This window comes from Candidatus Chlorohelix allophototropha (assembly GCF_030389965.1).
Lineage (GTDB): Bacteria > Chloroflexota > Chloroflexia > Chloroheliales > Chloroheliaceae > Chlorohelix > Chlorohelix allophototropha.
Genome location: NZ_CP128399.1, coordinates 2520944 through 2536033 on the forward strand (window position 1 = coordinate 2520944; position 15090 = coordinate 2536033).

Below are 15090 nucleotides of genomic sequence, written 5' to 3' on the forward strand. Positions count from 1 at the left end.
ATGTATCTACCTATAATTATATGCCCAACTTAACAAAATTAAAAGGGGGGGGGGGTAGAAATTTTGAAAAATTTTGCGCATAATTCGCCAGAAAAGAAACTACCGTTCAGCGGTGGAACTGACATTAAGCTTTCTCAGCCGCCTTGCTTTCCTTCTTCTCATCCGTCAAAACGACCCATAAGAAAAGATGCTTGGAAGGGATAGATACTACCATTTTGGTGACTTCCCAGAAAGAGGCGCGTTCATCCAAAAAGCGAAACACGCTGCGAGCTTGATTATACTTGAACATCCCGGTAAAGACTCCCTTCATCTTTCCGGTAAAGCGGTTCATTGCTTCCAGCATCAACGAATCCAGCACATAGTAGAAGGGCTTAGGACGAGGCACTTTAAATGGATGGTTGTATTTCAAGAGCGAGGCGACAATTGCCTCCGTATCATTTTGAATCCGGGTAAAAGCATAGCCGGAGGAAGGTTTGACCATCCCCCCTGCCGTACCGATAGACATCACAAAACGCCCACGCCGCCGCTTGAAATGGCGATCAGACAGCACAAGGGCGCCGCCCTCCAACGTTTCCACCTTGTAATCCGGTATTTTCAGAACATCTTTCACATAGGAATGCATTATCCCATCATACTCGGTATGCCTTAAACCTACATATTCAATCAAGGCGCTTCGTGGCGAAAAGGGTAATAGATAGAAAAAACGCATATCGCCCGATTGAGGGATTCGGAAATCAAAGAGCGTGGCGCTATCGGGATTGAAAGTGTCAGTGGAAGTCTCAATGATCCAGCCTTTGAAATATTGCCTTAGAACTTGGTTGCCAAATTCCGGTTTATGTTTCAAGTCCGCCGGTCTAAAGCGACTATCGAAAACCCATTGCCCGTAGAATCTTTGCCCTTCAATATATACATATGCGCCGTATATGCCGCTTTCAACCCGCTCAACCCTACCCTGCGCCAAATGCACATTGGGTAAACCGGAGAGCTTATCCCACATGAAGCGGTAAAAATCTATACCCCTGATAGTCTTGTAGGTCAAATCACCCAAATCAATATCTTTCTCAAAATCCTCGCTGGCAAATCTTATTTTTTTCCAAGAGTGATACACAATCTCATCAAAAGGGGTGGGGCGGTCAGTCCAAAAACTTAAAGTGCGATCGTTCCGGTTTTTCAGGCGCTGCTCAACTACCAACACTGAGCGATCAGAAAGGGGGCTGTTTGCCAAGCGATATAGCAGGGATAATCCGGCTATACCACCGCCAATAATAATATAGTCATACTTTTTCGTACTATCTGCTTCAAAATACCCTTCAGCCATTTTTTTCTCCGCCACTATGGATTGCCTCGCTGAAATTTAGACAACTAGGTAAGCAGTTGAGTTTCGTGCAGCGCTGATAAGATTATACGAAAAAATAAGTCGGTTTTGAACCGATATAAACTAAAGAAACTCCTGATTGCGCAGGAGCTTTTGGTCTATCAAGGTTCTATCAGTGGTTAACACACTCGCCATTGAGCATGTTAGATATTTTCAAAGAAACAAGGCGAAGTGTCTAGCGTCCGAAAAGCTTATACCTGTTTATCTTAAACTGGAAATACAGGAAGCAGCCGACACAAAAGCCCAACAAGGCTACCGTTGCTGCTACCGCTACCATTAATGCAAAAACCCATCCTACAATTGTATTGCCCGTTAGAAAGGCGACCTGTGCCGACCCTAATAGAATAACCGCGATGCTATTGTTAAAGCGCATCAAACGACGGTCTTCTCTGGGAGCATCGGGAATTTGCTTGGCGAACACTCTTATCCCAACTTGATAAATCACGCTGGTAGAAGGGCCGAATAGCACGGCAAAAAGCAGGATTAAAAACAAAGCAGTGGTGAACAAGGGCTGCTGAAACGCCACACCCACTACAATGCCGGTTACAATAGTGGCGCGATTAAGCGTAACAACGGGCTGTGGAATATCTCTTATATCATTTGTGATGCTTTTGCTAGTATATGCCATAATCTCGCTACTCCTGAAGATTTGTTGAGTTACTTTGTCAGTATTGTATGGTATATAATAACAAGATATATCAAGTAAGTCAAGATTAAATTCGGATTTAATAAAGCAATTTCTCTAGCTAGACGGAAAATAAAGACCCGACCATAGTTGGTCAGGTCTTAAATCTCTACTGTTCAGAATTGAGCTAAAGCTTCAAAAGCTAATACTAGAGAACTTTTTCCACATCTCGGATTTTGCTGATAACCAAGTCTTGCATACCCGCCATTTGTTCTGGAGGAATACTAGCCAGCACATCGGGATGAACGGCTGCAGCATGTGCGAACGCGCCAGCACTCACCTCCTCGTTAGTTTCGCCCTTCATCACAAAATCGCAATCCATATCCATATCACGGCAGTGAAATTCTTTGCTCATCTATTTTGTCCTCTATCAATTCTAGCTAAAGTACCAAATAACAAACTGGGTAACCGCTGTAATGGTACACAGTATAGAAGCTCCTGTAAATTACAATCGTTGTACCGGGTTTTGCTATCTAAATGATAGAGGCAAGCCGCACGGCAAGAAAGTTAATAAGAGCAAACCGGATTAATCAAGACAAATCAGATTAAATTGGTTAGAATAGACAATATAAATCTGGAGAATCGGTTATCATAACTGAATTTGAAAAATCAAGGCTTTTGTCCAATTATCCGAAAAGTTTTGCCAGTAGAAATAGGCTTTTATATTCTTTCAGCCTATTCATAAATACATCCACGTTTTTAAAGATAAGCTACAGGTAGAACGAAGCCTGTCACCTCATAGAAACCTTTCATAATTAAATTCGGTATTTATCAAGCGATTAATTAAATACGGGGATTCTATCCCTATCTAAAGGTAATAAAAGTCAGAAGTAGCAGGTAAAAACAGTGTCAACCGGCGATTTAAAGCAATTAGGGCAATATGAAATCAGAGGATTGCTAGGACGTGGCAGTGTCGCTAAAGTTTATCGAGGCTTCCAGCAAAGCCTAAACCGAGAAGTAGCTATAAAAGTTATTTCCAGCCAATTTGTAAAAGACCAAAACACTTTGGAACGTTTCAAGCGAGAGACTCAAGCCATCAAGAACCTTCGCCATCCCAATATCCTAACGATTTATGAGTTTGGTCAGGAAGGAAATAGTCCTTACCTTGTCACCGAGTTAATCAACGGGCGAACTCTTAGGGAGTATCTGGGAGAACCGCAAGATTTGCGTTTTACTTCGAAAGTGCTAAACCAATTAGCCAGCGCGCTTGATTTTGCTCATAGCAGCGGAATTATTCATCGGGATGTAAAGCCCACAAATGTATTAATGGATGCTCGCGACCGGGTAGTTTTGAGCGATTTTGGAATTACCAGAATCTTGCAGCCGGAAGGAGCAGTAATTACAGCCGCCGGGAAGGGGCTTGGTACGCCCGAATATATGTGCCCTGAACAGGGCATAAATGAACCGCTAGACGGGCGCTCTGACCAATATTCGCTAGGTATTATCATTTACGAAATGCTGACCGGCACAACCCCTTTCCACAGCGATACACCGCTGGCAGTATTGATGAGTCATGCCTACAAACCCTTGACCGATCCGCTTTTAATCAATCCCAAACTGCCGCCGCAAGTCGCAGAAGTAGTCAAAAAAGCCTTAGCTAAAATACCCGCCGAACGATTTCGCACCTGTAGCGATTTCGCCAAAGCGTTTGAGCAGGCAATCAGTCCACTGTTCCCGCCCGAAAAGACTTTGCCGAATACCCAACCGTTGATACCTAGTCAGATGGGTATTGAAACGATTGCTATTTCACCGTTGGAGCGTCCACCTACTATACCGCCAACCACAAGCGGTAATAACAGAGGAGTCACGCCCCAACCGCCTGTCAAGGCTTCCACGCCGATTCCAAAGCCTAACACGCCGATTCCACCCGGCAATTTCCCGCTAATACCACCGCCGCCTGCCACAATAGCAGCAAATTACCAACCCCCGAAGGATAAGAAGAGTCGCACCGGACTAATTATCGCAGGTGTAGTGGCGATTGTGCTAATAGCCGCAGTAATAATCGGAATCATTGTACTCACAGGTGGTAGCAATTCCGGCGCAACCACTCAAAGTGTAATTACAAACACGGTCACTGCTACCACGCCAGTCACTACTGCCAAAGCCACTACTACAAGTGCCGCTACCGCTACAACTACGGTAGTTAATACCCTACCACCCACTACCACGCTACCACCAACCACCACCACTGTAGCCACAACCGCTACAACTACAGCAGCGCCTACCCCTACTCTTTCCGATGCCGATGTGCAACTATCCGACACTTTGAAAAAGGTAATAGGTGGGTTACCCCCTACTGCCGCTGTTATTGTTATTCCTACCGCTACCCTGAAAATAGAGCAGAACGCCACTAAGCAAACTCCGGCGGGTAGCATAATTATGCTATGGATAGCCGCTACCCTCTTTGATGAAGAAGCTGCCGGGAGAATTAATCTAGCTGAGACTTTTACAATTAAAGCCTCTGATCAAATAGAGGGAACGGGAATACTAAAACAAGCGCAAAATGTAGGGAAAACACTGCCTTACTCGGAAATTCTGGATGATATGTTGATTTACAGCGATAATACCGCTGCCAACATAATCCTGAATCACTTGGGGGGTTTTCAGAAAATTACAGATTACCTTAAAAGTAATAACTACACCCAGACTAATATTAAAGCTAAACCCGGAACAGCCGCAGAAAAAGATAATGTAACCAGCGCGATTGATTTAGCGCTCTTTCTAGATAACCTACTAAAAAAGAAAGTGGTTAATAGCACTAGCTCCGATAAAATGCTGGCTTCACTTAAGAGCCGCCGCGCTTTTGAGGGGAACGATACCAATTTCTTCGGACGCTTATTGCCCGATAACCTTGAATATGGTCATATCAGCGGTATTCTGCCAAATGTCAGGAATGATATAGGTTTTTATACTGGCAAAAACAGGTCGGTTATTGTGATAATTTTGTTATCAGATATTATCAATGAAGCTGACAGCGAAACAGCCATAGGTAATGTATTGGATCAGATTTTCAAAGCAGTACCTTAATCTACGGAAATAGGCAAATTAAGGTAAAAGCGTTACAGTACTTTTTGGCGCTTGAGATTCGGTAATGTGGTTGCTTTAATTAATAGGATTAAAGGAAGTCGCATGCCGAGTAACAAGCGTCGAAAATCAAGATTGCTTTGGCTAGTTATACCAGTCGGAATTGTACTACTGACAGGCATAATGTTCTTAAACCGGATTAGTAATGTACAGGGAAGCACGCCCCAATTAGGAGGTTGCGCGATGTTCCCTGCCGATAACATATGCAACACGCCTATCATTATGGAATATAACGAAATTGACAGGGTTGGTTGAACGATAAATAATTGACACATCCCTACCTATTGTGTTAAATTATTTTAATCCGCTCTTGCGATAAAGGTCTGAACACCTGCATTGCAGGGATGTAGGGCTACGCCGCGTTTGCCGGAACGTAAAACCGGATTTGATGCGATGGTGTAGGCTGAAACGACCACCAACGGCGCTTTATCACTGGTAAAGCTGACACGTTGCCGATGCCAACCTAGCATGGCAAATGAGCAAATTTTCATGCTCCCTATACTGGTAATAGGTTAAATCCAGCAAATGTCAAGAAAGCTACTGGCGTTAGTCAGGGCTTTTTTGTTTTAAAGGAATCTGGTTATTAAAGTAAATTAATGTTAGTATGCACAAAGTCATAAATCACTACATGCCATAGGAATAGTCATGCTAACGTTAATACAACATCTCGATGCGGTACTAGCCAAGATTCACAAAGACACAATGGGTGAGGTTTTGGAAATATATATGTGTAAAGAAATGAGTACGCGCCTATTGTCTGAAATGGGGTCAAGATTAGCAGTTCTCAAATATAAGGGGCATCAAGTCTACATAGACAATTCACTTGAGAATGGTAAATTTATAGTCAGAGCGCCAATGTTATACAGACATTGGAAAGTAACTGTGCGATTAAGCCAGTAGTTCCACAGCGCTACCGTAAGCCGAGTACACACGTGGCTTACGTTTTGTGCTGGATAAGAAAAATTGAAACTGAACAAAATGTCTAAGCAAACCAACTCTCCGGCGCTATAATTAGCAATATGCTGTATTTCTTCGTCACTTACCTTTACAATACGACACAATTACATCCTTCGCTAAAGGATACTAACATAAATGAATTCTACCGAACAATTCTAGATAACCTTTTTGACGGGGTTTACCTAGTTGAGAAGAATCGAACTATAAGCTTTTAGAACAATGGAACAGAACATATCAGTGGTTACACCAGCGCAAGCCATTCGCAAAAGCGATTATGTAGGACGGTGTGGTAGAGGAGAATTCCTAATCATACTACAGAATATTAAGCCGGAGACACTCGAAAAGTTGGCAGAAAAAATATGTACTATTGGGTAATAATGCCAAGAGAACTTATCGTAAGAGCCGAGACTGTACGCAACCCTTTCTTTTCACTGATACAAAAATTAGTATGAATGGATTTACTAGTAGTTATATATCTATTCTATACCAAAATACACCAAGTTTATAACCCAACTCTGGTAGATTCAAAATATAATGTACATAATATCAATAGTATCGTCCTAGAACTACAAGCAGGACAAGTATGTCCGAGGAGGTAATCTATGATAACTGAAACATATCTAAAGCAGAATACAAAGAACAAAGCCAGTTTCGGTCAAGATTATCTCGCGGGTGTATTACCCCCAGATGGCGGAGAACAGTTAGGACTGGATGATTGCGAATTTGCAGCCCTGCTTCGTTGCCCACTACCAAACAATCGTGAAGGATGGAAGCAAATAGCGAACTCATTCGGAGTGAAAGTTGAGAAGCTATTGAAGTTGGCATGCTAATATTTATTTAGGTCATAACTTTGGGAGAGTAAGCGGTTTTTGGAGAGAGTCGGAGAGTAGCCAGACTTTTTTCTTTTACTGCCTCGTCCTGCTCTCTTTATACAGTTCTAGATTCAGGCTGGTACAAAGTAGGTGCAAGCAATCCGAATCTGATATAGAATAAATCTGGATCATGGTTATATCACCACAGCTGAGCAGTGGTAAGAGGTTCTTTTAAAAATCAGTGGAAGGGAAGAATGAGAAGGTGATTGCAAAGGGGTAAAGTGACCGCGCCGGGACTCGAACCCGGGACCCACTGATTAAAAGTCAGTTGCTCTACCAACTGAGCTACGCGGTCAAAAGTAGCCCTGATTATACTTCTAGATAGAACAGATGTCAAACGTATAAGCTGCGGGTAATTGGTCACCCACATTGATTAGGGCGAATAATACAGGCAAAAGCAGCAGCAGGAGGATGAATACCAGCCCGCATTTGGAAATCTCAAGAGCTAACGCGGTATTTGCCCTAGCTCAGCCAACCTTTTTCTCGCAACAGCGCATTGCCGAGCAAGCCAAGTAATACCCCAAAGCGAGCATCATAGTTTTCGGGATGCCATTCCAACCGCGCACGCTCGAAATATTGCACTACGTAGGTTTTGCCGTCATCTGGGTTCACCTCATAAAATTCCTCACTGATGGGATAGCCGTAGATCGAAAGACCGCCTTTAGCATCCCAATACACCTTAAAAGTATTACGTAGGTTGTGTCCGGTTTCGGGGAAATAACTCGCATGCGGATAGTTCTGATTCTCGAAGCGATTGAATGCGCCATGCCCAACCGCTCGTTTATCTGCGCTCATCTGCACACCTAGCAAGCCCAATTGAACCTCGTAAGGCGTGCCTTTGTTTTCAGGATGGTATTCAAAGCGGTTGCGCTCGAAATATTGGACGATGTAAATCTGCCCATCGCTAGGGTTCACCTCGGGGAACGGCTCAGTTTTGGGAAAGCCGAATTGGGCAATCCCTCCGTTTGCATAGAAATATTTCTGGAACATACCGCTCAGGTTGTGCTGTGTCTCTACGAAGAAATCGCCACCCGGCGCGTTGTTTACCGATACCGGAAGCACCTGCGTCTTGTCAGCAATGGACAAATCCATCGTATAAACCCGATTGTCCTTGATTGCCACCAATTTGTGTGGCGAGTAGGGTGTAATAAGAATCAGCGGCATATTTGCGCCTAGCTTCTCCCAATTTTTGCCGCCATCCTGCGTACGCCACAAATCGCCTGAGCCATCATTGTTGCTGAGCAGCAAATTGAAGGGCGCATCGGGGATAGTACGCAAAAACGGTTGGGTATATTTCCCATTATTCAGCCATTCCCAGCTATAGGGTAGGGTGAGGGACTGCCAGCTATTACCGCGATCCTGCGAAAGCGCAAGTTTGGCGCGATCTTTATTCTCTTTTTGGTATTGCATAGTCAGGCGCACCAGCCCAGAGTTTGTCAACACGGCATCTTGGCGCTGGATTTCTGAGATATTCCCGTAAGGAGTAAAGTTACGACCACCATCGGTTGAGATGGAAAAATAGGTAGCGCTGCCCGAACCGCCACACATATTGCTGTAACCGAAGCCTATAGTGTTTACAGACATGTCATGACTCTTAAAATCGGTGAGCCAGCCATGCCCGGTCAGTCTATCAGTATAGCAACCACCGCCGCTGAGGTTGCCGCGCTTCTCCCAATTCAAACCAGCGTCCGGTGAGAAATAAAGATTATAGATGGAACCGCCATTTGCCATTGTATCCAACACCAGCGCATATATTGCTCTCCCATCGGTGGGGGACACCACCAGATCGACGATTTTCGAGCCGAGCGGTTGCCCGCGCTGTTCCCAGCTTAAACCACCATCGGGGCTGGCGAAAATCTTAGTGGAAAATTGTGCCACATTATAGGCAGGCACACGCAGTTCAACATATTCGAGGGAGTAACTTTGGAGCGTACCGTCCACCGCAAAATGGGTGACGGGATGTGCAAGCGAACGACCCGTTCCTCCGTTTTTATCGAAAAGAGTAGCAGTAGAGGGATTAGAGCCTTGAAGGGTATAGAATAAGCCGTTAGATTGGTTACAGAGGTTATAGGTGGTCATTGTCCCGGTAAGCTGACCTGTATTCAGGTCAAGCAGGGTTGTGCCGATTTCGCCCTTACGCGCTTCGTTGTTACTCGACCAGATCAAGCCAGGGCGATTGCCATCGAAACAGATCAGACCATTAGCGAAACGTGCCGGTAAAACTATGCCGGTATCGCGCCAACCCGCCGGGACTTCCGCCGCTTGCACCGGGATACCCACCCACCAGAACAAGGAAAACCATGTCGCCGCCAGCATCCCTACATAAATACTCTTGCTTTTTGCCATAACCTGAATCTGCCTTTCGCATTTAACAGCCCTTTTCAGCTATTAAACTAAACGCGCAAATTTCAGATTAGTTACGAATTAGCGGCGCACGATTGTAAAGTTATCTTGGAATACTAATCGAATTTTCTCACTTTTTCGTAGTTGGTGCTTGAGATAGTCAAAAATTGGTTTTCGTTAAACCCTAACTTTTCAAGTAACGTTGGGTTCAAGCCAGCATATGCCTGTACTTTGACGCTTCCATCTTCGGAATCAGATTTCCAAACCATTCCAATTCGGATGGTTCTACCTTTAAATTTGAAGGCTACCAGCGAATAGCGCGGAATTGGTTCTGAATTTTTTGAATCACTTGAAACACGGATTAAATATTTCACGTTGTTACCTCAATCAGGTACTTTAAAATCATCATTCGGCAATTCTATTGCCCTTTGTGAAAGAACAGGCTAACTGCAAAATAACTACTAGAACCGTTTGTTTAACGTATGACCGTTGATAACTTGAAGAATACTGATTACTTAAAACTGGAAGCAATTAAGTCAAAGCCAGAAAGGTTCTAAGGTGAATTTTGCAATTCTGAAACAAATATTTATTTTTTCCCTGACAGAATAAAGTATATCACCTTCTGCAAACTAGAACAAACCTCCTGACTTTTTAGTTCAAAAGGTTACTGGAAGGTTGAGTTTAGGCAAGGAGGTTGCTGCTACTCCTTGCCCTGAATCGGATAGTAACTACTCGGGGTCTTTGGCTAACTCAAGCCGCATCGGTATGGGGATTACCGCCCGCTCACGGTAGTTCGGGTGGTCAAACTCCAGTGCCACTTCTACGATCGGGTCTTTAAGTTGCGCCACCTGTGGGAGCGTAAGTTGGAACCGCACGTAATGTACGGTGCTAAGTCTCTCGGCGGTACTGCGCCCTTCCTCAAAGCGAGCAGGTACTCGATTCTCACCGATTACCAGCGCTAGATGCTCCTCTATGCCTAACAGCGTGCTAAGACGACGGCGCAACTCTTGCGGATTGTCAATTTCGATGAATAGCGTGGCGCTCAACTCCAATTGACCGGGCAACAACGGATTATAGGTGTCCAGTTCTTCCTGTATCTGGTGATCGTGTACGATTCGCTCAGCCCGCATCATCTCCTGTACCTGAAATAGCAGAGTATCGCGATTTTCAAAGACCAGCGTGATAATATCGCCTACGCCAATTCGGCGCAGCTTCTTTAGCTCGATGATACGGCGGCGGAACTCGTCGCGCACCTTTTCGTAGGCGGCAATATCTTTCACATCCGTTAATTCCAGCGCCCTCATATTATTGGCACTTCCTCTCTGGTTATGGTTCAGGCAGGGGTTTTAGCCCTTTACCGCCCTTACTTCTTTTCTTTCAGACCGTAGGCTTCCGCTACAATTTCAATCGGGTGCGAGGCAGGTCTGCCGGTGCCTTGCTGGATTTGTAAACCGGCTAACTGGCAATCGGTCACTACCCGTGCCTCTTCACGTTTTTTAACTTCCTCAAATAACCCGCTGCCGACCTTCATTCCTGCCTCATAATATTCTTTGCGCATGCCCCAACTTCCGCTATGCCCGCTACAGCCCTTATCTATGAAGGTGATGTCGGTGCCAGGAATGCTCTTGAGCAAGTCGAAAGAACGCTTCCCGATTGCCTGATACTTGAGATGGCAGGGCATATGGTACACTAACTTGCCCGGCGCGTTTTTGAAGTCGGTATTGAGCTTACCGGCGCGTTTCATCTTGAACAGGTATTCCAGTGCATCGAAAGTATGCGAGGCTACGTTGTCGGTTTTCGCACCCGGTATCTGATCTTTGTATTCCTTGCGCAACATCATGCCGCAGGTTGGCTCAGGTACAAGTACATCGTAACCTTGCTCTACGTATTTATCCAGTAGGTTAACGTTATGCTGCATCATCCGGCGCGCCTCATCCACGTCTCCGGCATCAAGCGAAGGCATGCCACAGCACCGTTGTCCTTCGGGCACTACTACCTCGACATTGTTTTTCTCCAGCACTGCCACCAAATCCTTACCTATTTCTGGCGTTTGGTAATTAACCATACAGGTGTGAAACAATGCAACTTTACCGTTGGTAGCAGTTTGCCCGGATGTTTTCTTCTGAGCCAATCGCTTCTTCCACCATTTCATAAAAGTCTCGCGTTGGAATGCTGGCAGAATGGCACGATGATCTATACCGGCAGTAGCTTCAACCACAATACGCCCTAACATGTTAGTATTGGCAAAATTGGCAACCGGGGCAATCAATGAGCTTACCTTACCCAATAACTCAGGGTTGCTCAGTATTTTTTCGGTTAGCGTTAATTTCTTCTTTTTAGCCCGCTGCGCACGGTCGCGCTGCACCAGTTTTGGCAGATCAATCATAAATTCATGAGGTGGGGTGTAGGGGCATTTTACAAAGCACAGCTTGCAGTTAAAGCACAAGTCCACTACCCGGTCTGTTTCCTGCCGTGTCATTTGGTGTGCGTCACCATCATATTTATCAATAAATTTAAAGAGCGTGGGGAAGCTAGGACAGTAGTTGACACACATGCGGCAGCCGTGACAAATGTCAAACTGACGAATCAATTCTCGCCGGAGATTCTTGCGATCCCAGAATTTCGGATCTTTGTAATTGACAACGCTTGAGTTTAATGCCCCTAACGCTTGCTCAGATTCGCCTGTGCTTTCAAAGCCTTCCATATACCCATCCTAAAATAGATTAGAGATTTTGGCAGTAAAAGGGACACGGTAAGCCGTGCCCCAACCTTGATAAGTTCTAGGATTATTAATCGACACCGAGGTTTGCAAGACCTTTAGTGAAGCGACCAGCGTGGGATTTTTCGGCTTTGGCGAGGGTTTCAAGCCACTCGGCGACTTCGGCAAAGCCTTCTTCGCGGGCAGTTTTGGCAAAACCGGGATACATTTCGCTGTATTCGTAGGTTTCTCCAGCGATTGCCGATTTCAGGTTGGCAGCGCTATCGCCTACAGGCTCACCTGTAACCGGGTCGCCCACTTCCTTCAAGAAGTCGAAGTGACCAAAAGCGTGTCCGGTTTCGCCTTCGGCTACTGAGCGGAACAGCGCGGCAATTTCCGGCTCGCCTTCAACATCGGCAGCACGAGCGAAATACAAATAGCGGCGGTTTGCCTGCGACTCGCCTGCAAAGGCTTCTTTTAAGTTTTCGTGGGTTTTGGTTCCTTGCAAATTAGCCATTACCAGTAATCTCCTTCTTTCGATTATTATCTATTGAGATTCCTTCAATCGATAAGAGGCTACCATGAAGCATCGGCATCCTCGTAAATATTTCACAGGGTTAACTATTTAAGAATGGTTCTTAATTAGGAAGATATACTAAAAAGGTTGGGTTGTCAAGTAGGGAAAAGGGAAGAATTTGTTATGTTTTTTTAATTTATTTTGAGCCTTTGCAATAGAGGGGTTTAAGCCCCTCATTTCATACAACTTGTACACTATTGCCAATTAATCAACGCTTTTAGGCAATAAGGATTATGCAAGGCGGAGGCATAGGCTTCCTGATATTCAGTTACCGGGTAGCGATGTGTAAACAAATAACCCGTCTGGATTTTATTAAGATGCATCGCGTTCATCACTGCGGGAACATCTTCCACCGCCCATTCGCGGCTGGTGTGGAACGATAATTCTTTGAGGAAGGGCCAAGCGAAATCAAGGTCGATACGACGGTAAAAACCTAACAACAAGACCCTGCCGCGATCACGCATTGCAGTGACATTTGTGCCGATAACTTCCATTTTGCCGGTAGCGTCAATCATCACGTCCACCTTAGCAGGGAGTTGGGATTTCAGGGAGGTGGTAGTAATATTGACTTTAATATCACCTACTATAGCCTTATCCAGCCGATCTTGAACTGTGTCGCACACAATCAGTTCCGCCCCTTTGAGTTTGGCAGCTTGAGCAGCCAATTGCCCGATTGGACCTTGACCCATTACCAGCACTAGTTCGCCCGGTTTGATGTCAATCAACTCCACGCCATGCCAAGCGGTAGCCGCCGGTGCAATTGCCACCGCCGCAACCGGGTCAAGTCCGTTGAGCAGATATGCCTTGCTGTAGTGGGTAGTAATATAACTGGCTTGACCACCCCATGCGGGTGTTACCCCTTCATAGCCGTAACTGCCACCTACAAATGCCAACTCGCCGACATAATTAGGCGAAACTGCTGCTCCAACTTCCACGATTTCGCCTACTGTTTCATAGCCGGGTATGCAGGGAAATGGCAAATTAGCCATCTCTACCAATTGTCCCGCCATCAAAAGTCGTTCAGTGCCAGCCGAAATTGAGGTGTAGAGAGTACGTATCAGCACCTCCTCTGGCGCTAATTCGCGTAAACGAACGTCAGAGAAGGTCATTCGGTTTGGAGAGGATACTACAATAGCTTGCGCTGTGCGAATTATCATAGCAATTTCTTCTATCTATTTACGAACGTTACCAGCAGGTTGCGCTTTGGATGTATCAAATACGGGCTTGGGTGCGGCAAATATAACATCCAAAGTATCGCCGTTAAAAGTAGCGTCTACCGCCGTGCAACGTGCCAGTGCCGTTGGCAACACAATAGTGCGCCTATACCAGCCCACCTCAATTACAAGGTCATCGCCGGTCTGCATCAACTTAACATCATCCTCAGTAGCAAAAGGCAGTTTCAGGCGCATGTTGTAGTTATCACCTTCTTTAGTGATTTGCTGCGCTTGACCCTTGAAATAAAAGAGAGTAGGGTCACCCTTCTCGCCGAACAACTCTATACCCAGTTGGCGAAGCATTTGCTCACCCACTATTTCATGTTCAAACTGAGGAGCGGGAAATAGTGGCAGGGGCGCAAAGGAGTCATTAACCTCTTTACGATATTTATCCTGCATTTCCGCGACATGGGCGCGAGCGGGCGAACGTTCAATCATTTCGGGGGTTAGCACCCGATTAATCATCACCGCATCCACGTTGTAACCGAACAGGTTCAGGTAGGTAAGACTGCGTTGCGCCTCGCGAATAACCATTCGCTCAAGGTTGACCACGATACGAGCTGAGCTGATATTAGGGTCACTGATAATATCACGCACCTTTTTCAAGCGTTCTAGGATGTCTTCGAGGCTACTGAACACGTCATCATTGGCGAGAGGTAAATTAGTAACTTTACTAAGAAGGGGACGTGCCAATTTCATAACGCTACGCAGAGTCGGGAAGATTTTTTCAAGCCACCAATGTAGCGCATCGGGCAGGCTTAGCAAACGCAGAGTTTCTCCGGTAGGAGCGGCATCAACGATTATTACATCATAATTACCGCTATCATGGTGACGTTTAATTTGAATCAGGCTAAAAAGCTCTTCGGTGCCGGGGATAACCGCCATTTCCTCAGTAGCAATATCATTATGCCCTTGCCATGCCAACACTTCCACCAAGAAATCCCGAATAATGCCCCAGTTGCGTTCCATCTCGTGGAGAGCGTTAACTTCCTGTGCCCACAGATTATCTCTTACTTGTACAGGGTCTGGACCAAGCGGTTTGTCTAGGGAATCGGCAAGGCTATGGGCGGCATCTGTACTCATCACAATAGTGCGATAACCAAGATCGGCGCAACGATGAGCAGTAGCGGCGGCAATACTTGTCTTACCTACGCCGCCTTTGCCGGTGTAAACGATGATTCTCAAATGCTTACCCTTAATTTCTAAACTAAGTATGCTTGCTAAGCAGTCGCCCGTGATTCCAACAAGCGTATTAGTGATAGCTGAATGAATTATAACATATGCT

At 45.4% G+C, this 15090-nt stretch carries 13 protein-coding genes and 1 tRNA gene; 2 read left to right on the forward strand and 12 right to left on the reverse strand.

The annotated features are described in order from the left end of the window. Positions 1 to 124: 124 nt before the first annotated feature. From OZ401_RS11075 to OZ401_RS11085, 3 genes are all read right to left on the reverse strand, one after another. Complete coding sequence (locus tag OZ401_RS11075; protein ID WP_341468299.1) at positions 125 to 1318, reverse strand: lycopene cyclase family protein; 1194 nt, start codon at positions 1316 to 1318, stop codon at positions 125 to 127. Positions 1319 to 1550: 232 nt separating this feature from the next. Continuing rightward, entirely contained in the window at positions 1551 to 2003 is a 453-nt protein-coding gene (locus OZ401_RS11080; protein ID WP_341468300.1) for a DUF4395 domain-containing protein, read from the reverse strand. Between the two features lie 205 nt (positions 2004 to 2208). After that, positions 2209 to 2415: a DUF1059 domain-containing protein gene (locus OZ401_RS11085; protein ID WP_341468301.1), complete on the reverse strand. Its 207-nt coding sequence runs from the start codon at positions 2413 to 2415 to the stop codon at positions 2209 to 2211. A 491-nt stretch (positions 2416 to 2906) separates the two neighbouring features. Between OZ401_RS11085 and OZ401_RS11090 the strand changes: the two genes are divergently transcribed. Continuing rightward, positions 2907 to 5087, forward strand: a complete 2181-nt coding sequence (locus OZ401_RS11090; RefSeq protein ID WP_341468302.1) for a protein kinase domain-containing protein — start codon at positions 2907 to 2909, stop codon at positions 5085 to 5087. Between the two features lie 356 nt (positions 5088 to 5443). Here OZ401_RS11090 and OZ401_RS11095 read toward each other — a convergent pair whose 3' ends face one another. After that, entirely contained in the window at positions 5444 to 5635 is a 192-nt protein-coding gene (locus OZ401_RS11095; RefSeq protein ID WP_341468303.1) for a hypothetical protein, read from the reverse strand. A gap of 1068 nt (positions 5636 to 6703) precedes the next feature. Between OZ401_RS11095 and OZ401_RS11100 the strand changes: the two genes are divergently transcribed. Then, positions 6704 to 6931 carry a hypothetical protein gene (locus OZ401_RS11100; protein WP_341468304.1) on the forward strand — a complete coding sequence of 76 codons (228 nt, stop codon included), beginning with the start codon at positions 6704 to 6706 and terminating at the stop codon, positions 6929 to 6931. Positions 6932 to 7195: 264 nt separating this feature from the next. On the opposite strand, the gene OZ401_RS11105 is transcribed toward OZ401_RS11100, so the two are convergent. The 8 genes from OZ401_RS11105 to OZ401_RS11140 all read right to left on the reverse strand — a co-directional run bounded on the left by OZ401_RS11105 (position 7196) and on the right by OZ401_RS11140 (position 14990). Beyond that, positions 7196 to 7268 (reverse strand) — tRNA-Lys (locus OZ401_RS11105). A 167-nt stretch (positions 7269 to 7435) separates the two neighbouring features. Beyond that, positions 7436 to 9319, reverse strand: coding sequence for a sialidase family protein (locus tag OZ401_RS11110; RefSeq protein WP_341468305.1), 1884 nt, complete (start codon positions 9317 to 9319; stop codon positions 7436 to 7438). A gap of 113 nt (positions 9320 to 9432) precedes the next feature. Beyond that, positions 9433 to 9690, reverse strand: coding sequence for a hypothetical protein (locus OZ401_RS11115; RefSeq protein ID WP_341468306.1), 258 nt, complete (start codon positions 9688 to 9690; stop codon positions 9433 to 9435). Between the two features lie 354 nt (positions 9691 to 10044). After that, positions 10045 to 10620, reverse strand: a complete 576-nt coding sequence (locus OZ401_RS11120) for a DUF3501 family protein (protein WP_341468307.1) — start codon at positions 10618 to 10620, stop codon at positions 10045 to 10047. A gap of 59 nt (positions 10621 to 10679) precedes the next feature. Further along, positions 10680 to 12020, reverse strand: a complete 1341-nt coding sequence (locus OZ401_RS11125) for an anaerobic glycerol-3-phosphate dehydrogenase subunit C (protein ID WP_341468308.1) — start codon at positions 12018 to 12020, stop codon at positions 10680 to 10682. Between the two features lie 85 nt (positions 12021 to 12105). Further along, a complete protein-coding gene (locus OZ401_RS11130) occupies positions 12106 to 12531 on the reverse strand; it encodes a rubrerythrin family protein (RefSeq protein ID WP_341468309.1) in 426 nt (141 codons plus the stop codon). 254 nt (positions 12532 to 12785) lie between these two features. Beyond that, positions 12786 to 13748, reverse strand: a complete 963-nt coding sequence (locus OZ401_RS11135; protein ID WP_341468310.1) for a zinc-binding dehydrogenase — start codon at positions 13746 to 13748, stop codon at positions 12786 to 12788. A 15-nt stretch (positions 13749 to 13763) separates the two neighbouring features. After that, positions 13764 to 14990, reverse strand: coding sequence for an ArsA family ATPase (locus OZ401_RS11140; protein WP_341468311.1), 1227 nt, complete (start codon positions 14988 to 14990; stop codon positions 13764 to 13766). Positions 14991 to 15090 lie beyond the last annotated feature (100 nt).